At 55.4% G+C, this 20,795-nt stretch carries 21 protein-coding genes; 7 read left to right on the forward strand and 14 right to left on the reverse strand.

Annotation, left to right across the window (positions count from 1 at the left end; all coding sequences use genetic code 11):
* The first annotated feature begins 219 nt into the window (after positions 1-219).
* A complete protein-coding gene (yjfY, locus tag G6Q29_RS09235) occupies positions 220-495 on the forward strand; it encodes a DUF1471 family protein YjfY (protein ID WP_165465363.1) in 276 nt (91 codons plus the stop codon).
* Between the two features lie 134 nt (positions 496-629).
* Here yjfY and G6Q29_RS09240 read toward each other — a convergent pair whose 3' ends face one another.
* The 6 genes from G6Q29_RS09240 to ulaA are packed head-to-tail and all read right to left on the reverse strand — an operon-like array spanning position 630 to position 5,037.
* Positions 630-1,316, reverse strand: coding sequence for an L-ribulose-5-phosphate 4-epimerase (locus tag G6Q29_RS09240; RefSeq protein WP_165465364.1), 687 nt, complete (start codon positions 1,314-1,316; stop codon positions 630-632).
* Positions 1,309-2,169 carry an L-ribulose-5-phosphate 3-epimerase gene (locus tag G6Q29_RS09245; protein ID WP_165465365.1) on the reverse strand — a complete coding sequence of 287 codons (861 nt, stop codon included), beginning with the start codon at positions 2,167-2,169 and terminating at the stop codon, positions 1,309-1,311. The genes G6Q29_RS09240 and G6Q29_RS09245 overlap by 8 nt, the downstream gene beginning before the upstream one ends.
* A gap of 9 nt (positions 2,170-2,178) precedes the next feature.
* A complete protein-coding gene (gene ulaD / locus G6Q29_RS09250) occupies positions 2,179-2,829 on the reverse strand; it encodes a 3-keto-L-gulonate-6-phosphate decarboxylase UlaD (protein WP_165465366.1) in 651 nt (216 codons plus the stop codon).
* Between the two features lie 12 nt (positions 2,830-2,841).
* Positions 2,842-3,309: a PTS ascorbate transporter subunit IIA gene (ulaC, locus tag G6Q29_RS09255; protein WP_165465367.1), complete on the reverse strand. Its 468-nt coding sequence runs from the start codon at positions 3,307-3,309 to the stop codon at positions 2,842-2,844.
* Positions 3,310-3,318: 9 nt separating this feature from the next.
* A complete protein-coding gene (gene ulaB, locus G6Q29_RS09260) occupies positions 3,319-3,624 on the reverse strand; it encodes a PTS ascorbate transporter subunit IIB (protein ID WP_003856022.1) in 306 nt (101 codons plus the stop codon).
* 12 nt (positions 3,625-3,636) lie between these two features.
* A complete protein-coding gene (gene ulaA / locus G6Q29_RS09265; RefSeq protein WP_165465368.1) occupies positions 3,637-5,037 on the reverse strand; it encodes a PTS ascorbate transporter subunit IIC in 1,401 nt (466 codons plus the stop codon).
* Between the two features lie 359 nt (positions 5,038-5,396).
* On the opposite strand from ulaA, the gene ulaG reads away from it, so the two are divergent.
* Together ulaG and ulaR are read left to right on the forward strand one after the other, a co-directional pair.
* The gene (gene ulaG, locus G6Q29_RS09270) at positions 5,397-6,461 is read left to right on the forward strand and encodes an L-ascorbate 6-phosphate lactonase (protein WP_165465369.1); all 1,065 of its coding nucleotides are present in this window, start codon (positions 5,397-5,399) and stop codon (positions 6,459-6,461) included.
* A 110-nt stretch (positions 6,462-6,571) separates the two neighbouring features.
* Complete coding sequence (ulaR, locus tag G6Q29_RS09275; RefSeq protein WP_003856014.1) at positions 6,572-7,327, forward strand: HTH-type transcriptional regulator UlaR; 756 nt, start codon at positions 6,572-6,574, stop codon at positions 7,325-7,327.
* Here ulaR and yjfP read toward each other — a convergent pair.
* On the reverse strand, positions 7,324-8,046 hold the full coding sequence (gene yjfP / locus G6Q29_RS09280; RefSeq protein ID WP_165465370.1) for an esterase: 723 nt from the start codon (positions 8,044-8,046) through the stop codon (positions 7,324-7,326). The two genes, ulaR and yjfP, sit on opposite strands and share 4 nt — an antisense overlap.
* Before the next feature lie 137 nt (positions 8,047-8,183).
* Between yjfP and bsmA the strand changes: the two genes are divergently transcribed.
* The 3 genes from bsmA (at position 8,184) to G6Q29_RS09295 (ending at position 11,039) form a co-directional block, all read left to right on the forward strand.
* Complete coding sequence (bsmA, locus tag G6Q29_RS09285; RefSeq protein ID WP_063151302.1) at positions 8,184-8,513, forward strand: biofilm peroxide resistance protein BsmA; 330 nt, start codon at positions 8,184-8,186, stop codon at positions 8,511-8,513.
* A gap of 148 nt (positions 8,514-8,661) precedes the next feature.
* Positions 8,662-8,937: a DUF1471 family protease activator YjfN gene (gene yjfN / locus G6Q29_RS09290; protein ID WP_003856009.1), complete on the forward strand. Its 276-nt coding sequence runs from the start codon at positions 8,662-8,664 to the stop codon at positions 8,935-8,937.
* A gap of 170 nt (positions 8,938-9,107) precedes the next feature.
* Positions 9,108-11,039, forward strand: a complete 1,932-nt coding sequence (locus tag G6Q29_RS09295; protein ID WP_165465371.1) for a methyl-accepting chemotaxis protein — start codon at positions 9,108-9,110, stop codon at positions 11,037-11,039.
* Here the strand turns inward: G6Q29_RS09295 and G6Q29_RS09300 are convergent.
* On the reverse strand, positions 11,036-12,658 hold the full coding sequence (locus G6Q29_RS09300) for an isovaleryl-CoA dehydrogenase (RefSeq protein WP_165465372.1): 1,623 nt from the start codon (positions 12,656-12,658) through the stop codon (positions 11,036-11,038). The genes G6Q29_RS09295 and G6Q29_RS09300 overlap by 4 nt on opposite strands.
* 195 nt (positions 12,659-12,853) lie before the next feature.
* Between G6Q29_RS09300 and G6Q29_RS09305 the strand changes: the two genes are divergently transcribed.
* A complete protein-coding gene (locus G6Q29_RS09305; protein WP_165465373.1) occupies positions 12,854-14,128 on the forward strand; it encodes an MFS transporter in 1,275 nt (424 codons plus the stop codon).
* A 91-nt stretch (positions 14,129-14,219) separates the two neighbouring features.
* Here the strand turns inward: G6Q29_RS09305 and rlmB are convergent, their stop codons facing one another.
* From rlmB to hflC, 6 genes are all read right to left on the reverse strand, one after another.
* Positions 14,220-14,954 (reverse strand): 23S rRNA (guanosine(2251)-2'-O)-methyltransferase RlmB, encoded by a 735-nt coding sequence (rlmB, locus tag G6Q29_RS09310; protein ID WP_165465374.1) that lies wholly within the window; start codon positions 14,952-14,954, stop codon positions 14,220-14,222.
* Between the two features lie 64 nt (positions 14,955-15,018).
* Positions 15,019-17,460, reverse strand: a complete 2,442-nt coding sequence (gene rnr / locus G6Q29_RS09315) for a ribonuclease R (RefSeq protein ID WP_165465375.1) — start codon at positions 17,458-17,460, stop codon at positions 15,019-15,021.
* Between the two features lie 38 nt (positions 17,461-17,498).
* On the reverse strand, positions 17,499-17,924 hold the full coding sequence (gene nsrR / locus G6Q29_RS09320) for a nitric oxide-sensing transcriptional repressor NsrR (protein ID WP_003855998.1): 426 nt from the start codon (positions 17,922-17,924) through the stop codon (positions 17,499-17,501).
* 192 nt (positions 17,925-18,116) lie between these two features.
* Positions 18,117-19,415 (reverse strand): adenylosuccinate synthase, encoded by a 1,299-nt coding sequence (locus tag G6Q29_RS09325; protein ID WP_003855997.1) that lies wholly within the window; start codon positions 19,413-19,415, stop codon positions 18,117-18,119.
* A 104-nt stretch (positions 19,416-19,519) separates the two neighbouring features.
* Positions 19,520-19,717, reverse strand: coding sequence for a DUF2065 domain-containing protein (locus G6Q29_RS09330; protein ID WP_003855996.1), 198 nt, complete (start codon positions 19,715-19,717; stop codon positions 19,520-19,522).
* A 71-nt stretch (positions 19,718-19,788) separates the two neighbouring features.
* Complete coding sequence (hflC, locus tag G6Q29_RS09335) at positions 19,789-20,793, reverse strand: protease modulator HflC (protein ID WP_165465376.1); 1,005 nt, start codon at positions 20,791-20,793, stop codon at positions 19,789-19,791.
* Positions 20,794-20,795: the final 2 nt, after the last annotated feature.

Consider the following 20,795-nt stretch of genomic DNA (forward strand, 5'->3'; position numbering starts at 1 on the left):
AACTCAAGCTGATTGCACAAATAATTCGCACAAAGGGTAAAGCTGTTCTAAGCGGGTGATTTAAAATCGCACTCATCAGAAGCGCTGTTTTTTTGAACAACACCATCAGAAATGGTCACCCATCGCAACCCGAGTAGCGATTACACTTTAATCAGTAACCCTGAACAGAGAAGGAGAACATTACCTCGTATCACAGCACGCAGTCGTGGAGCGTATATCATGAAAAGAATCGCAATCGCCATTTTGGCTGCGCTTTTGCTCAGTGCAAACGCGATGGCAGCCATCAGAATAGACAGCCACCAGGCCAGAAACATGGATGATGTGCAGAGCTTAGGCGTTATTTACATCAATCATAACTTCGCCACTGAAAGTGTAGCAGATCGGGCGCTTAATGAAGAAACCGATGCGCAGGGCGCAAAATACTATCACGTCATGCTGACGCGTGAGCCCGGCAGCAACGGTAATATGCACGCCAGTGCAGATATTTACCAGTAACGCTTTATCGCTAGCACCAGGAAAGCCAATGAAAATCAAAGCCATATATAATTTGCCCCCTGTCCGGGGGCTTTTTTATGAATGGCTCCGGAATACCACCGGTTACAACTGTTTCGGTATTCCAGAGCACTTATTCACTTCTGCCCGTAATAAGCATTCGGGCCGTGCTTACGCATGAAATGCTTGTTCATCAGATAATCATCAATGCCCTGAAGCTGTGGGTTAATGCCGCGCGCAATCCACGCCATTCGAGCCACCTCTTCCATCACCACCGCGTTATGCACGGCATCATGCGCATCTTTACCCCAGGAGAACGGACCATGCTGGTACACCACAATACCCGGCGTATGCAGTGGGTCCGTCTCACCCAGCGTTTCGATAATGACCCTGCCGGTGTTAAGCTCGTACTCGCCTTCGACCTCTGCCTGCGTTAACGCGCGCGTGCAGGGAATATCGCCGAAGAAGTAATCTGCGTGCGTCGTACCCAAAGCAGGGATCGCCAGTCCGGCCTGTGCCCAGGCGGTGGCGTGCGTGGAATGGGTATGCACAACCCCCCCCAGAGACGGGTAACGCTGATACAGTGCCAGGTGAGTTGCCGTATCTGAAGAAGGGCGCCATTTGCCTTCAACGACGTGTCCTTCCAGGTCAACCACCACCATATCGTCCACTTTCATGGCGTCATAGGCCACGCCGCTCGGCTTAATCACCACCAGCCCCTGCTCGCGATCGATGGCGCTTACGTTGCCCCAGGTGAACGTCACCAGGCCATAGCGCGGCAGATCCATATTGGCCTCAAAGACCTGCTGTTTCAGCTTAAGCATGTTCCACCTCCAGCAGCCCTGCCCGCGCCATGCGCTCGCGCACCCAGTCCCGCGCCTTCGCGACTTCCGCCGCCGGGTCGTCAGACGCTTCGCTCCACATTTCAATCAGGTAAGGCCCGCAATAGCCTGTCTGCTTGAGCGTTTCGAAGCACCGTTCGAACTCCACCACCCCGGTACCGAACGGGACGTTTTTAAACACGCCAGGACGGGTATCTTTGACGTGCACCGCCACGATATGCCCGATGCCCGCCTGAAGCTCCATCTGTACGTCGTTATCCCATGCCGACAGGTTGCCGATATCCGGATAAAGCTGGAACCACGGGTTATTCAGATAGTGCGCGTAGCCCAGCGCCTTGCTGATGGAGTTCATCAACGGATAATCCATGATCTCCATCGCCAGCGTCACCTGCGCGCGGCTTGCCATCTCAACGCTCTCTTTCAGTCCGTCACGGAAACGACGGCGCGTTTCATCGTTGGCTTCCTGATAGTAAACATCGTAACCCGCCAGCTGGATCACGCGGATGCCGACATCCTGTGCAAAGCGAATGGCTTTACGCATGATCTCCAGCCCTTCGGCGCGTACGGCATCATCTTCGCTGCCAAGCGGAAAACGACGATGAGCGCTCAGGCACATGGACGGTACGCGCACGCCGGTTTCGGCAATGGCGCTCACCAGTGCCAGACGCTGGTCGCGGCGCCAGTCCAGGCGTGCAAGACGTTCGTCCGTCTCATCCACCGACATTTCGACAAAATCGAAACCCAGCTGCTTCGCCAGCTGTAACCGCTCCAGCCAGCACTCCCCCGCAGGGAGTGCCTTTTCATAGATGCCTAGCGGAACCTGTTTTGACAACATACCCGCTCCTTAGCCCCAAAGCTGAGCGATTGAGCGTTTGAACTGACGCGCCGCTTCCACCTGAGACGCCGCGTCACGGATGCTACGACCCGCGATGAAGACGTGAATCGGGATGCCCTTGAACAGCGGCAGATCTTCCAGCGCCAGGCCACCGGTCACGGTCACTTTGAAGCCCATATCGGCCAGACGTTTAATCGCGCTGATGTCCCCGTCGCCCCACGCCACGCCTGCGGCCTGCGCATCACGGCTGCGGTGATAAACCACCTGCTGGATACCCGCATCGCGCCACGCCTGCGCCTGCTCCCAGGTCCAGAAACCGGTCAGTTCAATCTGCACGTCGCCGTTGAACTCTTTTGCCACATCCAGCGCGCCTTTGGCGGTGTTGATATCCGCACAGCAGATCACGGTCACCCAGTCGGCGTTGGCTTCAAAACACATGCGGGAGAGAATTTTGCCCGCGTCAGCGATTTTGGCATCTGCCAGTACGATTTTGTGCGGGTAGAGCGCCTTCAGGTCACGAACCGCACGCACGCCCTCACCCACGCACAGAATGGTACCCACTTCGATGATATCCACTTCTTCCGCGATCAGACGGGTGGTTTCGTAAGCGTGAGACAGCGTCTGGTTATCCAGCGCGACCTGCAACATTGGTAATGACATTTTCAATTCCTCTTAAACGGCCGCCGCAGTGGCGTTATCAATTAAATCCAGCACGTCCTGCGCGGTGCGGCAGGCGCGTAAACGGTCAAAATTGGCTTCGTCATCAAACAGGTTGACGATCTGCATGATGCCCACCTCCTGGTGGGTATTGGCATCGACGGCCGCCATGGTGATCAGGATATCGACCGGGTCGTTATCTTCATGGTTGAACACCAGCGGCGTTTTCAGCGTGACCAGCGCAAAGCCGGTTTTCTTCACGCCCTCTTCCGGGCGGCCGTGCGGCATGGCCAGCCCCGGGGCAATCACAAAATAGGGGCCGTGCTGCGCCACGCCATCCAGAATGGCCTGGTAGTAACGCGGTTCGACAACCTCCGCCTTAACCAGAAGATCCACGCTCAGCTTCACCGCTTCCTGCCAGGTGCTGGCTTCAGCCTGCAACAGGATGGAATCATTCTCCGCCAGCGAATCTCGTAATTTCATGGGATGCCCTTACTTCACGTCTTGTGGGAAGTGTTCTTTGATCACTTCCAGCAGTTTTGGCCCGAAATCCGCAGGCGACAGCATGTTGCGTACGCCTACAACATATTTGTTTCCTGAGACGCTAATCTCGCCGGCAATGTGCGTAGAGGCGATGATGATGTCCGCGCCGTTCAGTTCACTTTTGTATTCACCCACTGCGCAGCTGTTCACCGTGTGGTCGATGTTTGACTGGGTTAAAAACTGGTCCACTTTCATCTTCATAATCATGGAGCTGCCTTGCCCATTGCCACACACAGCCAGGATACGTACGGTCATAATCGGAACTCCTTAGTGAGCAGAAACTTCTGCTGTTTGTTTTTCTGCGTCTTCTTCAGCTCGCAGCGAACGGCCAGCGAAGAACATATAAGTCAGTGCAATCAGGATGATGACGGACATAAAGACCAGCCCAACGGACGCAAAGCCTTGCATCATCGGCGGCGCCAGAATTGACCAGTCCGCCATGCCCATCCAGGCGCTCATGCCGGTGAGCTTGACCGCCCACACGCACCCGAAGATTTCAACCATCCCCATCACCAGGCAGATCTTGAGCGCAGCGCGCCATCCGCCGAAGTGGTTAGCAAACACGCCGATAGTGGCGTTGGAGAAGAACATCGGGATAAAGCCAGGAATAATCAGAATTGAGGAGCCGCAGCCGACCAGGATGCCGACCGCAATCAGCTGGCCGATGGTGCCCCACATAAATCCCCAGACGACGGCGTTTGGCGCAAAGCTATAGATAGCCGCACAGTCAATCGCCAGCACTGCGCCAGGGATCAGGCGCTGAGAGATGCCGTTAAACGCTTCCGACAGTTCGGCGACAAACATACGCACGCCCTGGGTAATGATGAAAATCGCTACGGCGAAGGAGAAACCGGTTTGCAGGATATAGACCGTCCAGTGGGTTTTACCCGCCATCGCCTGCACCACGTCAATGCCAAAGGAGAGCAGGATGGCACCGAAGAAAATGGTCATCACAATCGCCGTGGAGACGATGTTGTCGTGGAAGATATTCAGCCAGCCAGGCAATTTGAGATCTTCAACACTCTCCTCTTTTTTGCCCAGGTACGGCGCAACTTTGTAAGCGATCCAGGAGGCGAACTGCTGCTGGTGACCAATGGAGAAGCCACAGCCGTCCGTAACGTCCTGCGTTGGCTTATACATCATGTTGGAGGTGATGCCCCAATAGAGCGAGACCAGCACTGCCGTGCAGATGACTGTGGTCCACATGGGGTAGCCGAAGATATAGAGAGAAACCGCAATCAGCCCCGCCTGCTGGAACATGATGTGCCCGGTGAGCATGATAGTGCGAATACCGGTGATGCGGCGCAGGAGTACGTAAATGATGTTCAGCGCCAGCGCAAGCAGCACCGCATACCCAACCCAGCTGTACGCATCCCCCATGCGATCGATGGTGGCCATCATAGACGCGTAAGTGTCAGAAATGGCACCGTTAATGCCGTACACCTCAGACATTTTGGCAACGACCGGCTTAAACGTGCTGGTAAGAATGCCAGACCCCGCCTGCAACAGCATAAAACCAATGATGGTTTTGATGGTGCCTTTGATAATCACGCTGACGCTTTTACGCAACAGGATGTATCCCAGGCACGTCACGATACCCAGCAGCAGCGGGGCGTTGGTCATTACCTGATTAAAGAAAACGGTAAAGACGTTGTAGAGGATCTCCATAACTCTCTCCAGAAAATGAGAACACGAGGGGTAATCCCTGTGTGGTTGGTGCCATCACTCTATTAATCACAAATAATCACCACAAGATTGCATTTGATTATTTGTGACGCATCACGCAATTTATTTCCTCGTGGCGAGTAAGGATTTTCACCATCAAACCAAAATCATAATTAAAACTTTATAATTCATGATGTTATCCACTTAATATTGTTATCTTAACAACGTCATAACGTTTTTAATGTGATGTGAAGACGGGAATTTTACGTAAGTTAGCCATTGCAAATAGGTTCAAATAGTGCCAGCATTAATCACAACAAATCACACTATGATTACTTTTGATTAAAACCAGGAGTCAAACGATGAGTAAAGTGAAAACCATCACCCGTGAATCATGGATTTTAAGTACCTTTCCGGAGTGGGGTAGCTGGCTGAACGAAGAGATCGAGCAGGAACAGGTTGCTCCAGGCACATTTGCGATGTGGTGGCTGGGCTGCACCGGGATCTGGCTGAAATCTGAGGGTGGTGCCAATATTTGCGTTGATTTCTGGTGCGGCACCGGCAAACAGAGCCATGGCAATCCTCTGATGAAAAAAGGCCACCAGATGCAGCGTATGGCTGGCGTGGAAAAACTTCAGCCGAACCTGCGCACCACGCCTTTTGTGCTTGATCCTTTTGCCATTCGCCAGATCGACGCCGTTCTCTCTACCCACGATCACAACGATCATATCGACGTGAACGTGGCGGCAGCGGTAATGCAAAACTGCGCGGACGACGTACCCTTTATCGGGCCGCAGACCTGCGTGGATTTGTGGATTGGCTGGGGTGTACCAAAAGAGCGCTGCATCGTGATGAAGCCTGGCGACGTAGTGAAAATCAAAGACATTGAGATTCACGCACTGGATGCCTTTGACCGTACCGCGCTGATCACCCTGCCAGCCGACCAGAAAGCCGCAGGCGTATTGCCTGACGGGATGGACGATCGCGCAGTGAACTACCTGTTCAAAACGCCTGGCGGTTCCCTGTATCACAGCGGTGACTCCCACTACTCCAACTACTACGCGAAACACGGTAACGAGCACCAGATTGACGTGGCGCTTGGCTCCTACGGCGAAAACCCGCGCGGGATCACCGACAAAATGACCAGCGCGGACATGCTGCGTATGGCCGAAGCGTTGAACACCAAAGTGGTGATCCCGTTCCACCACGATATCTGGTCAAACTTCCAGGCCGATCCACAAGAAATTCGCGTTCTGTGGGAGATGAAAAAAGATCGCCTCAAGTATGGCTTCAAGCCGTTCATCTGGCAGGTTGGCGGCAAGTTCACCTGGCCGCTGGATAAAGACAATCTTGAGTACCACTACCCGCGTGGTTTCGATGATTGCTTCACGATTGAACCAGACCTGCCCTTCAAGTCCTTCCTCTGATTCCTGGTCCCCATCGCCAGACCCTGCATCTGGCGATGTCATTTTTATTTTAGTAATTTCACGCTATTTCAAATATTATCTTTTCAAATCAATTCTTATCGGAATAGCTCATGACGGAAGCGCAACGGCATCAAATTTTACTGGAACTCCTGGCGCAAACAGGGTTTATCACCGTCGAGAAAGTGATCGAACGTTTAGGGATTTCCCCCGCCACCGCGCGGCGGGATATCAACAAGCTGGATGAGAGCGGTAAGCTAAAAAAAGTCCGCAACGGCGCAGAGGCCATCAGCCAGCAGCGTCCACGCTGGACGCCGATGAACATTCACCAGGCGCAGAATCACGACGAAAAGGTGCGGATTGCCAGAGCGGCATCACAGCTGGTAAATCCTGGAGAAAGTGTGGTGATCAACTGCGGTTCGACAGCCTTCTTGCTGGGTCGTGAGATGTGCGGCAAGCCGGTCCAAATCATCACCAACTATTTACCGCTAGCCAACTATCTCATTGACCAGGAACATGAAAGCGTGGTGATCATGGGCGGCCAGTACAACAAGAGCCAGTCCATAACCCTCAGCCCGCAGGACAGTGAAAACAGCCTTTACGCCGGGCACTGGATGTTTACCAGCGGCAAAGGCCTGACGGCGGATGGCCTGTATAAAACCGATATGCTCACCGCAATGGCGGAACAAAACATGCTTAACGTGGTGGGCAAGCTGGTAGTGCTGGTCGACAGCAGCAAGGTCGGTGAACGCGCCGGCATGCTTTTCAGCCGCGCCGAGCAAATCAGCATGGTGATCACCGGCAAAAATGCCAACCCCGAGATCCTCAGCAAGCTCGAGGATCAGGGTGTCACGGTGCTGCGCGTTTAAAGGTTCTGGCGGAAAAACTCCACGGTTGCTTCCAGCGCTGCCGGGGTAATACGGTGCCGGACACCGGCTCCCCACAGGCAGGTCAGATTGCTGTCCAGCCCTTCGCGCTGTAGCGCCTGTTGCAGACGGAACGTTTCGCCCGGGGGGACTACGTCGTCGGCATCGCCATGCCACAGCAGCAGCGGACGATCGGCCAGCTGCGAAAGCGCATGGCTGACGTCCCATTCAGACAACAGGGCCTCCACCTCCTGAGGGGCCTGAGGCGGGAACAGCGTCATTGCCAGTGACGTAAAGTAGCCCGATCCCATCAGGCAAGCCACGGACGTCACCTCCGGATGCCTGGCCATGATCCCCAGCGCCGTCATTCCCCCCATTGATGCCCCTGCGACCGCCAGCCGTTTCCCCTCCACCAGCCCGGCCTGCAAGAGCGCGTCACGCAGCCCGGCGAACTCGGTCAGATTGCCGTGCAGCGTTTGCCAGAACAGCCCCAGCCGCGCCTGCTCATCGCCCGTAAAGCGTGCCCCATGATTCGGCGCATCAGGCATGACCACCCGGAAACCGGCCTGCGCCAGCGCGACGGCAAAATAGCTGTAGACCAGCTTCGAGGAGAGAAAACCATGATAGAAAACTACCGTCGGCAGCGGCTGTTCACCTTTACCAGCCGGAAAAGCATGGATGATTTCATGCTCACTTAGCTGGCGAGTTTCAATTTCAATCATTGTCGATCCTGTGCTGATGAATGATTCATAATGTTGAGAGCTGGATTACGGTTTCACGATATTTTCATTCGAAATCTACGCCCCAGATAACACTTCGGGAACATTCCCCCAAAACTAAATTCGCAGACAACTACACTATGGCTATCAGGAAAAGAGACAGGTTTATGCGCAGGCTTACGGCTTTATTGCTGGCCTCACTGCTCAGCGGATGTTCCATATTGCAGGGTACGCCAGAACCGGCGCCGCCGGTTACCGATCATCCTCAGGAAATTCGTCGTAATCAGACGGAAGGATTACAACGCCTGGGCACCGTATCCGCAATGGTTCGTGGTTCCCCGGATGATGCAGAAGACGCAATTGAAGCACAGGCCGTTGCCGCAAAAGCAGATTATTACGTCATCACGATGATTGATGAAACCATTATTACGGGACAGTGGTACGCGCAGGGCATTTTGTACCGTAAATAAGCATTATCATTTGAATGACCTTTACACTGCTTTGCGTCCGTAGACATTTTCCTGTCCACAATAAACTCCATGCCAGCAACAATGGAAATGAGTTTATTCGCGAAGGATTGCCCGGCGGATACCGGAGATACGTGAAAAGGAGCTGACGATGAAACGAACCCTTGCTTTAACGACGCTATTGCTTTCAGCGGGCCTGCTGAGCACCACGGCGCAGTCGGCCGAATTTGCCAGCGCGGATTGCGTCACGGGCCTGAACGAGATTGGTCAGATCTCCGTTAATAATATCACGGGGAGTCCGCAAGACGTTGAGCGTGTCGTGGCCCTGAAGGCCGATGAACAGGGTGCATCCTGGTATCGCATCGTCCAGATGCAGGAAGATCATCATGTTAATCACTGGCGCGTGCAGGCTATTCTCTATGCATAACCCCCGTCGATAAAAGCCACTTAATTTTAGTGGCTTTTCACTTTTGCAAATTTTTTATATCTTCATAAACTCAATAAAAACAAACGGGTAACAATTTTTTACATTAAACGGATAAACGTTCTCTCCGCTCTGCCGTTGAACAGCCATCACTTTTCAATAATGAGCAATTTATGATCACCTTTTTCCGCCGGGCAGGACTGGGCACGAAGCTATCGCTGCTTACAGGTGCAAGTGTCGCCACGCTTTTTTTGCTGTTCACTTTCCTGTTGAGCCACAACGCAAGCCAGCAGCTTGAAAATCTTGCGGTTGAAGACCTGCATAATCAGTCCACCGGCATGGTGGATATGGTGCAAATGTTCAATACCAGCCTGAGCGAAGAAGTTGAAAGCTATACCCGCCTGTTCACCACCTTTTTGCCCCAGCCGCTGGCCAGCGACAGCAGCCAGAGCCGGACCATAAATGGGCTTACCGTTCCTCTGCTGAAAGGCGGCGAAACGGCGTTGCATGAAAACAATACGCTTTCTGATGACTTTCTGAGCCGAACGGGAGCCATCTCGACGCTGTTTGTCCGCAGCGGTAACGATTTTATCCGCGTGGCCACGTCGCTGCGCAAAGAGAATGGCGACCGCGCCATCGGAACCGTTCTTGATACCACCAGCCCGGCATTTGCGGCTGTCACCAAAGGGGAGGTCTATCGTGGCCTCGCGCTGCTGTTCGGCAAGCGCTATATCACGCAGTACCAGCCTGTTAAAAATGCGGAAGGCCAGGTTATCGGGATCATCTTTGTCGGCGTGGACATCACCCATTCATGGAACGTCATGCGCCAGAAAATCCTTAACCGTCGTCTGGGCGAAAGCGGCCACTTCTTCGTGCTGGACCGCAGCAACGGCAAAACGCGCGGGCAGTATCTGTTCCATGCCAGCGAAGAGGGCAAACTGCCCAACTGGGACACGGCGACACAGCAGCAGCTTCTGAGTGATAAAGCCGGCACGCTGGAACGCGTGAGCGCAGATGGCCGTACGCTCAAGATTGCCTACACGCCGCTGCCGGGCTGGAACTGGACCATCGTGGGTGAAGTGGACAAAGCCGTACTGCTATCAAGCGTCACCACGCTGCGCGATCGATTCCTGATGGCGGGCGTGGTGCTATCCGCGCTCTTCGCGGGCCTGTTCGTTCTCCTCATTCGCCGGATGCTCACCCGCCCACTGCGCGCAGTGATTGCGCTTGCCCGGCAGTATGCCGCAGGCGATCTTCGCGCCAGCCTGCCGGTAACCTGCCAGGATGAAGTCGGCCAGCTGATTCATGCCATCAACGGGATCGGGGGCGGCCTGCAAAAAATTGTGTTGCAGGTCCGCGAGGCCGCAAGCGAAATCCATCTGGGGACTAACGCGCTGGCTTCAGACACTGGCGAGATCTCTGAACAGATCAACAAGCAGGCCAGCAGCGTTGAGGAGACCTCCGCCAGCATGGAGCAATTAGCCGCCACCGTGCAGCAAAATGCCGCCAACATGGAGCAAACGCAGCAGCTGGTGGGTGAAACCTCGCGCGCGGTGCATCAGGGTGGAGAGACGGTGATCCACGCAGTTTCCACCATGGATGATATCCGTGATGCATCGAAACGCATTGAAGACATCACCCGCGTGATTGAGTCCATCGCTTTCCAGACCAATATCCTGGCGCTTAATGCGGCGGTTGAAGCGGCGCGGGCGGGCGAGCACGGGAAAGGTTTCGCCGTGGTGGCGCAAGAGGTGCGCGCCCTGGCGGCACGCAGCGCTAACGCGGTTAAAGAGATTGAACAGCTGGTTGGCGACACGCTGAACAAGGTGAGCGAAGGTCATGCGCTGTCTGAACAGACGCGCCTGGCGATGGATGCCATCATTATTCATATCGATAACATCAGCCAGCTTGTCACCGAGATCAACCACGCCTCCCGCGAGCAGTCTGCGGGGATTGGTCAGGTGAATCTGGCGATGACGCACATCGGTGAGGCATCGCACATCAATGCCGATCGCATCTCGCGCAGCGAGCAGACGGCACAGACGCTGCGCGAGAAGGGTTCACATCTCACCCGGCTGGTGAGCCTGTTCCAGCTGAAAGCTTAACCGACCCGGCCCGTGGCGCGCAGCAGCAGGTCGTTTTGCACCTGTTCACTCATCAGCGTGCCGCCCCGGGTATCCAGCATCATGCGGCACCACGCCTGCGCCACGGGCGGCGTTGCGTGCCGCAGCATCTGACTTCCAGCACCGAGTAAAAAGAGCTGCCGCGCGATCTCCCTGCCCTGCGCTTCCTGCGGTTTACGCAGCTTCTGCTGTAGCTGCCGCCAGCTGCGATCGAAGTGCCTGTCCTGGCCTTTTACCTGCGCGAAATCATCGGCGAGCAAGTCGAGAATGCCCGACTGCTTCGCCAGCACGCGCAGTACATCCAGGCACATAATATTGCCAGAGCCTTCCCAGATGCTGTTGACGGGCATTTCGCGGTACAACCGCGGAAGCTCACTCTCTTCGCAATAGCCTGCACCGCCCAGCACCTCCATTGCCTCTGCCACAAACGGTATGCCCGCTTTGCAGACGCTGTATTTTGCCGCCGGAGTGAAAAGCCGCGCCCATGCGGACTCCTGCGGGTCGGTGCGGTTGTCCCACGCCCGGGCGAGTCGGAACAGCAGTGCCGTGTGTCCCTCCAGCACCAGCGCCATACGGCTTAGCACGTCGCGCATTAACGGCTGGTCGATGAGGTTTTTGCCGAAGGTCTGCCGCTGATGGGCATGATAAAGCGCCACCGAGAGCGCACGGCGCATCAGTCCGTGGCTGCCAAGCGCGCAGTCAAAGCGCGTCAGCCCGCCCATCTTCAGAATTTGCCGGACACCTTCACCCTCTTCGCCCAGCAGCCAGCCGGAAGCATCAAGAAACTCAGCCTCACTGCTGGCATTTGAACGGTTACCGAGCTTCTCCTTCAGACGCTCAAGGCGCACGGCATTGCGTTGCCCGTCGGGTAAGAAACGCGGCACAAAAAAGCAGGACAACCCGCCCTTCGCCTGCGCCAGCACCAGATGCGCATCGCTCTGCGGCACGGAGAAAAACCATTTGTGCCCAACCAGCCGGTAACTGCCATCGCTGCATTTCTCTGCTTTGGTGGTATTACTGAGTACGTCTGAACCGCCCTGCTTTTCCGTCATCCCCATGCCGATCAGCAGACCACGCTTTTGCGCCCCCGGTGCGAGATGGGGATCGTAGCGATCGCTCATCAGCGGCGTTAACCAGTCGTGAAACGGTTTGGGCAGCGACTGTTGCAACAGCGGCGTGGCGGCGAAGGTCATGGTCACCGGGCATAGCGTTCCCGCCTCCACCTGAGCATGAAGCACAAAACGCGCGGCCCGGGCGACGAACGATCCTTTCCGCGCCTCCTCCTCCCACGCCAGATTGTGCACCCGGTTGGCGCAAAGCCCCTGCATCAGAAGATGCCATGCCGGATGAAAGCGGACGTCATCCAGCCTCTCTCCCATGGCGTCATAACGCAGCAGTTCCGGCGGATTAACGTTCGCCAGCCTGCCCAGCTCCAGCGACTCCGCCGTACCCAACTGCTGTCCGATGCTGGCAAGAAGATCCACGTCCCACTCAGCCCCTTCGCGCGCTACCGCATCGCGCAGGGCGCAATCAGAGAGAAAAAGGTTGCTGTTCGATAGCGGTGCAGGTTGATTAAAAACGGTATGTGTCTGCCAGTGCATGCTGTCTCCCTCCTTTCATTGGCAATAAAGGTAAGTATGGACAGAGGGCATACACGCTGCATGGGAGGGGGGTCACACGATGACGATCGTGTTGATATCATTCGTGAAATAGCTCACAGAACATAAGAATAAACTATTTCATTACTTCGCTAATGCTGAATAATTTATTCTTACCCCGTTTTTGTGAGGCTCGTTATGCAACAGGATGCGCACAAGCGTGCATTAATTGCAGGCTCCATCGGTAATTTCATCGAGTGGTATGAATTTGCGGTCTATGGTTTTCTGGCAACGGTGATTGCCAGAAATTTCTTCCAGCTTGAGGGGGAAGCGGAGCTCACCAGCCTGATCCTCACCTGGGCCTCATTCGCCATTGCTTTCTTCTTCCGCCCGCTGGGTGCGGTGGTCTTTGGCCGCATTGGCGACAGGATTGGTCGCAAACCGACGCTGATTATTGTGCTGGTATTGATGACGCTCGCCACCGCTGCCATCGGGATTGTGCCGGTCTATGCCAGTGTCGGGATTGCCGCGCCGCTGATCGTGACGCTCCTGCGTATTCTGCAAGGTCTGTTTGCCGGCGGTGAATATGGCGGTGCGGTCTCGTTGATGACGGAGTTCGCCCCGCGCGGCAAGCGCGGCCTTTACGGCGCATGGCAGTCCTTCACCGTTGCGCTCGGGCTGTTAGCGGGCGCAGGCATTGTCGCGTTGCTCTCTGTTCTTCTTTCCCCTGAAGCCCTGCACGACTGGGGCTGGCGTATTCCGTTCTTCCTGGCGTTACCGATGGGTGCGGTCGCGCTATGGCTGCGGGTGAGCATGGAAGAGACGCCGAGCTTTGTGCAGCAACGGGAAAAGCCGGTTGTTACTCAGGCCAGCACCGCCGCCACGTTCAAAACCATCCTGATGGGCATTGGCCGCGTGATGGTCTGGTCTGCGGCGGGTTATACCTATCTGGTGATTATGCCGACCTATCTGCAATCTGCGCTGCACACCGGTTTTAACCAGGCGCTGCTGATTGCGGTGATTTCTAACATTGGGTTTGCGCTCACTATCATCCCGTCGGGCATGTTGAGCGACAGGATCGGGCGGCGAACGGTGATGATTATCGCCACCGTGCTCCTGTTGCTCCTCGCCCTGCCGCTGCTGAAAATTTTGCAAGCGGAGTCCAGCACGCTGGCGGTCAAAGCGATTGTGGTGCTGATTGCAGGCGGTCTGGTGGGAATGCTGGCAGGGCCGGGTCCGGCAATGCTGTCAGAGATGTTCCCGACGCGCGTACGTTACACCGGGCTGGGGCTGGCCTATTCTCTGTCGAATGCGATCTTCTCCGGCTGTGCGGGGCTGATTATTACCGGGCTGATTAAAGAGACGGGCAATCTGGATATTCCGGCGTACTACGTAATGGCAACGGCGGTGGTGAGTATTTTCGCGCTGATGACGCTGAGAAAGGATGACCATTTGCGGTCGTTAGAGGAGTGAGGTTGTCACCGTCTGGTGCCCTCACCCCGGCCCTCTCCCACGGGGAGAGGGAGAAAACACTAAAGGCCGTCCTTTGGACGGCCTTTAGTGTTTATTCTCCGCGCTGACGCACCGCTTCAAACAGGCAGATACCCGTCGCAACAGAAACGTTCAGGGACGATACGCTGCCCGCCATTGGGATGCTGATCAGCTCATCGCAGTGCTCGCGCGTCAGACGACGCATACCTTCGCCTTCCGCGCCCATCACCAGCGCCATACGTCCGGTCATCTTGCTCTGATACAGGGTGTGATCCGCTTCACCGGCCGTGCCGACGATCCAGATATTCTCTTCCTGCAACAGACGCATGGTGCGCGCCAGGTTAGTCACGCGGATCAGCGGGACGTTTTCCGCCGCGCCGCAGGCGACTTTTTTAGCGGTAGCGTTAAGCTGCGCGGAGCGATCTCTTGGCACAATCACCGCATGCACGCCTGCTGCATCGGCGCTACGCAGGCACGCGCCCAGATTGTGTGGATCGGTTACGCCATCGAGGATCAGGAAGAACGGATTCTCCAGCTCAGCGATCAGATCTGGTAGATCGTTCTCCTGATACTGACGGCCCGGCTTCACGCGCGCAATAATGCCCTGGTGTACAGCACCTTCGCTTTTCTCATCCAGATACTGGCGGTTCGCCAGCTGGATCACTACGCCCTGCGCTTCGAGCGCGTGGATCAGCGGCATCAGACGTTTGTCTTCACGCCCTTTCAGAATAAAAACTTCCTGAAAACGCTCCGGCGCGCGCTCCAGCAGGGCCTGCACCGCGTGGATGCCGTAAATCATTTCACTCATTGATGGTTCTCGTAATAAATATTTACCCTCTCCCTGTCAGGGAGAGGGTCAGGGTGAGGGGAAATTACTCCGCCTGCTGTTTCTTCGCCGCGCGCTTCGCTTTGGTCGCGGCCGCTATTTTTTGGGTCTTGGTCGACGGTTTTTTCGCTTTACGGGCGTCTTTTTTTGCCGCCTTAGGCTTCTGTTTCTTCTCGCCACGGAAAGCGCTGTCTGGCTCAAAGTTTACTCTTTTACCTGCCTGACGTCGCTTGCCGCCCGCTTTCGCGTTGCCGCCTTTTTTCGCTTTCTCACGCTCGGTTTTTCCGACGTTACGCGGAGCACGCTCGCTGGAGATGAGGCTGAAGTCGATTTTACGGTCGTCCATATTTACGGCTTCAACCTTCACTTCCACCCGATCGCCCAGACGGTAGGTCTGACCACCGGATTCGCCGATCAGACGTTGTCCGACCTGATCGAAGCGGTAGTAGTCGTTATCGAGGCTGGAAACGTGCACCAGGCCGTCGATAAACAGCTCGTCCAGACGCACGAAGAAGCCAAAGCCGGTGACGCTGGCAATCACGCCTTTAAAGACATTACCCACCTGATCCAGCATAAAGTCACACTTCAGCCAGTCCGCCACGTCGCGCGTCGCTTCATCCGCACGACGCTCGGTCATGGAACAGTGCTGGCCCAGTTGCAGCATCTCTTCCATGGAGTAGTGATACCCTCCGGTTTCGGTCGTGTTGCCTTTATGACCCTGCTCGTGCGCCAGCAGATACTTGATCGCACGGTGCAAGGACAGGTCCGGATAACGGCGGATCGGCGAGGTAAAGTGGGCATACGATTGTAACGCCAGACCAAAGTGGCCCCGATTTTCCGGATCGTAAATCGCCTGTTTCATGGAGCGCAGCAGCATGGTTTGCAGCATTTCCGCGTCAGGACGATCGCTGATGGATTCCAGCAGCTCGGCGTAATCGCGTGGCTCAGGCTTATTACCGCCCGGCAGCTCCAGGCCGAGTTCAGCCAGCACGGAGCGGAACGAGGTTACGGCTTCCGTGGTTGGCTTGTCGTGAATACGGAACAGCGCAGGCTCTTTGGCTTTCTCAACGAAACGTGCCGCCGAGATGTTCGCCAGGATCATACACTCTTCAATTAGCTTGTGCGCGTCGTTACGCTGAGTCTGCTCAATACGCTCGATACGACGCTCAGCGTTAAAGATAAACTTCGCCTCTTCACTCTCAAACGAGATCCCACCGCGCTCTTCTCGCGCCTGATCCAGCGTTTTGTAGAGGTTGTGCAGCTCTTCAATGTGTTTAACCAGCGGCGCGTACTGTTCGCGCAGATCCTGATCCCCCTGCAACATATGCCAGACCTTGGTGTAGGTCAGGCGCGCATGGGAACTCATTACCGCTTCGTAGAACTTATAGCCCGTCAGACGTCCCTTGCTGGAGATGGTCATTTCGCAGACCATACACAGGCGGTCCACCTGCGGATTGAGGGAACAGAGGCCGTTAGAGAGCACTTCTGGCAGCATCGGTACAACCTGCGACGGGAAGTAGACCGACGTCCCGCGGCTGCGCGCTTCGTTATCCAGCGGCGTGTGTGGACGCACGTAATAGCTCACATCCGCGATGGCCACCCACAGACGCCAGCCGCCTCCGCGTTTTTTCTCACAATATACGGCATCATCGAAGTCGCGGGCGTCTTCACCATCAATGGTGACCAGCGGCAGGGAGCGCAGATCCACGCGGCCTGCTTTGGACTCTTCCGGCACTTCTTCACGCAGGTTTTCAATCTGATCGTCAACCGCTTTCGGCCAGACGTACGGAATTTCATGGGTGCGCAGCGCCATATCGACGGCCATGCCGGTGCCCATGTTATCGCCCAGCACTTCGACGATTTTACCCACCGCTTTGGTGCGACGAGTTGGGCGCTGGGTAAGTTCCACCACCACCACAAAGCCCATGCGTGCGCCCATCACCTCTTCAGGTGGGATCAGGATGTCGAAGCTCAGACGGCTATCGTCCGGCACGACGAAGCCAACGCCCGCGTCGGTAAAGTAACGACCAACAATCTGGCTGGTTTTCGGCACCAGCACGCGTACCACGCGCGCTTCGCGGCGGCCTTTACGGTCTGCACCCAGCGGCTGCGCCAGGATCTGGTCGCCGTGAATACACATTTTCATCTGTTCGGATGAGAGGTACAGGTCGTCTTTACGGCCTTCCACGCGCAGGAAACCAAAACCATCACGATGGCCTATAACGGTACCTTTCAGCAGATCGAGGCGTTCTGGCAGCGCGTAGCACTGACGGCGGGTAAAGACCAGCTGCCCGTCGCGCTCCATGGCGCGCAGGCGGCGGCGAAGGGCTTCAATTTGCTCTTCACCTTCAATGTTTAATTCAACGGCAAGTTCTTCACGATTGGCGGGTTTTTCGCGTTTTGTTAAGTGTTCGATGATGAACTCGCGGCTGGGGATAGGATTCGCGTATTTTTCGGCTTCGCGTTCCTGGAAAGGATCGTGTGACATGTCGGTTCCTCCGTTGTCAGCTCCGGTGGAAATTTTCTTCATTCCACCAGCAATAATTTATAAAGCGGTTGATTCTCTTCAACCAAATCGGCCAGCGTGTAGTTATCCAGTTCCTTGAGAAAACTTTGCACGGCCTTTGAAAGCGCCTGTTTCAGGCGGCAGGCGGGCGTAATGTGGCAGAACGCGCTGCTACAGTTCACCAGAGAGAGCGGCTCCAGTTCACGTACCACATCGCCAATACGGATACTCTGTGCCGGTTTACCGAGACGGATCCCTCCATTCTTCCCGCGGACGGCAGCAACGTATCCGGCACGGCTAAGTTGATTGATTATTTTGACCATATGATTACGGGACACACCGTACACCTCTGTAACTTCAGAGATACTGGTCATCTTCCCATCGGGTAACGACGCCATGTAAATCAGCGCGCGTAAGCCGTAATCGGTGAAACTTGTTAACTGCACATCAACCTCAGGAAAAAGGGAAAACGCGGTCAAACCGCAGAGATATTCATTAATGATGATAAACCAGCCAGATAGTTAGCGGCTAATTTATTTGACAGACGGGGCGAAAAAGCGGAGATCCAGGAGCGGTCGCCGGGTGGCGCTATGCTTATCCGGCCTACGGGTCTCCCCGCAGGCCAGCAGTCACGAAGATTATGCGTCGAACGGGTCGCGCAGGATCATCGTTTCAGTACGATCCGGGCCGGTAGAAATAATATCGATCGGCACTTCAGTCAGTTCTTCAATACGTTTAATGTAGTCCAGCGCGGCTTTTGGCAGGCCACTACGCTCTTTCACACCGAAGGTGGTCTCAGACCAGCCCGGCATGGTTTCGTAGATTGGCTCAATGCCTTCCCAGTCGTCAGCAGCCAGCGGAGTGGTGGTCACTTCGCGGCCATCTGGCATACGGTAGCCTACGCAGATTTTCACTTCTTTCAGGCCGTCCAGTACGTCCAGCTTGGTCAGGCAGAAGCCAGACAGGGAGTTGATCTGCACGGCACGACGCACGGCAACCGCGTCCAGCCAGCCGGTACGACGACGACGACCGGTGGTCGCGCCAAACTCGTTACCCTGCTTGCAGAGGAACTCGCCGGTCTCATCAAACAGTTCGGTCGGGAATGGACCTGCACCCACGCGAGTGGAGTACGCTTTGATGATGCCCAGAACGTAATCGACATAACGCGGGCCCAGGCCAGAGCCGGTTGCCACGCCACCCGCGGTGGTGTTAGAGGACGTTACGTACGGATAGGTACCGTGGTCGATGTCCAGCAGCGTACCCTGCGCACCTTCAAACATGACGAAATCGCCACGCTTGCGCGCCTGGTCCAGCAGATCGGACACATCAACAACCATACCGGTCAGAATGTCGGCAATCGCCATGACGTCATCCAGCACTTTCTGGTAGTCAACGGCTTCGGCTTTGTAGAAGTTCACAAGCTGGAAGTTGTGATATTCCATCACTTCTTTCAGTTTTTCAGCGAAGGTGGCTTTGTCAAAGAGGTCGCCCACGCGAAGACCGCGACGTGCAACTTTATCTTCGTAAGCCGGGCCGATACCACGACCGGTGGTGCCGATCGCTTTCGCGCCACGCGCTTTTTCACGCGCCACGTCCAGCGCCACGTGATAATCCAGGATCAGCGGGCAAGCTTCGGAGAGCAGCAGACGCTCACGAACAGGGATACCACGGTCTTCCAGACCTTTCATCTCTTTCATCAGCGCAGCAGGAGACAGCACAACGCCGTTACCGATGATGCTGGTGACGTTTTCGCGAAGAATGCCTGATGGAATAAGATGGAGGACGGTTTTTTCACCGTTGATTACGAGAGTATGGCCTGCGTTGTGACCGCCCTGGTAGCGTACAACATATTTAGCCCGTTCAGTCAGAAGATCAACAATCTTCCCTTTACCTTCGTCACCCCATTGGGTGCCCAGTACGACGACGTTGTTACCCATTTTTTTCAAAATCACCGTTTGCTTAAAAATGGATTCTACCATCGCTTTTTCAGATATACAGCACTTTTTGACCCTAAAATATGCCAATTGCGGTTAGTTTTTGATCAGCCAATCGTTTTCCTCAACATGTAGTAGATAACGATACCGGCAACCACAAGACCGCCGCCAAAACGACGCAAAATATTATCCGGCAGTTGGCTCATCGTGGCGATCATCCGACGCCATGCGCGGGGATAGAGCATCGGGCCGAGGCCTTCCAGCACCAGAACCAGGGCCAGTGCAAGCCAGATGGTGGAATTCATTTTTCATCCTTATAAAAGAAAACCACCGCTCCGTGGGGAGCGGTGGTTTGAATACTCAAACGAGCCTGAGTTTATCGCGTTGCGTTGGTCGGCGTCTTCATATAACGGAAGAAATCGCTGTCCGGGCTGAGCACCATCACGTCCTGGTTGCTCTGGAAGCTATTCTCGTAAGCACGCAGGCTACGGATAAAGGCGTAGAAGTCTGGATCCTGGCTGAACGCATCGGCGAACAGCTTCGCGGCTTCCGCATCACCTTCACCGCGCAGGATACGCCCCTGACGCTCAGACTCTGCGAGAGTCTTAGTCACTTCGTAGTCCGCTGCGGCACGCAGTTTTTCCGCTTCTTCCTGACCCTGTGAACGGTGACGACGGGCTACCGCTTCACGCTCGGCGCGCATACGGTTGTAGATCGCCTCGGACACTTCCGCTGGCAGGTTGATCTGCTTGATACGCACGTCAACCACCTCGATACCCAGTGCCGCCATACTGTTCGGGTTGATCACCGGCACTTTACCGTTGGTTTCAGCCTGAACACGTTCAGCCGCTTTGGCAATCGCATCGTCTGCCGCCGGGGTTTCAACTTCATCCTCGGTGCCCGCAGAACCCGAGTTCAGCGCATCACGCACTTCCAGCGTCAAACGACCGCGGGAGTCGGTCACGATGTCTTTCACATCCAGACGACCAATTTCAGAACGCAGACGGTCAGAGAACTTACGTTTCAGCAGCACTTCTGCCTGAGAAACATCGCCACCCCCGGTTGCCAGGAAGTAGCGGCTGAAATCACTGATGCGCCATTTGATATAAGAATCAACGATCAGGTCTTTTTTCTCTTTGGTCACGAAACGATCGGCCTGGTTATCCATAGTCTGGATACGCGCATCAAGCGTTTTCACTGACTGAATGAATGGGATCTTGAAGTGCAGGCCCGGCTCGTAAATTACCGGACGCTTGTCGCCGTCACGCACGACGCTGCTGAACTGGAACTTGATCCCACGCTCACCCTCTTTCACCACAAAGATCGAGGTATACAGCACGACCAGTACGATGACGATGATCGCAATAACTGACTTACGCATCC

This window comes from Enterobacter cloacae (assembly GCF_011078175.1).
GTDB classification, from domain to species: Bacteria; Pseudomonadota; Gammaproteobacteria; order Enterobacterales; family Enterobacteriaceae; genus Enterobacter; species Enterobacter cloacae_Q.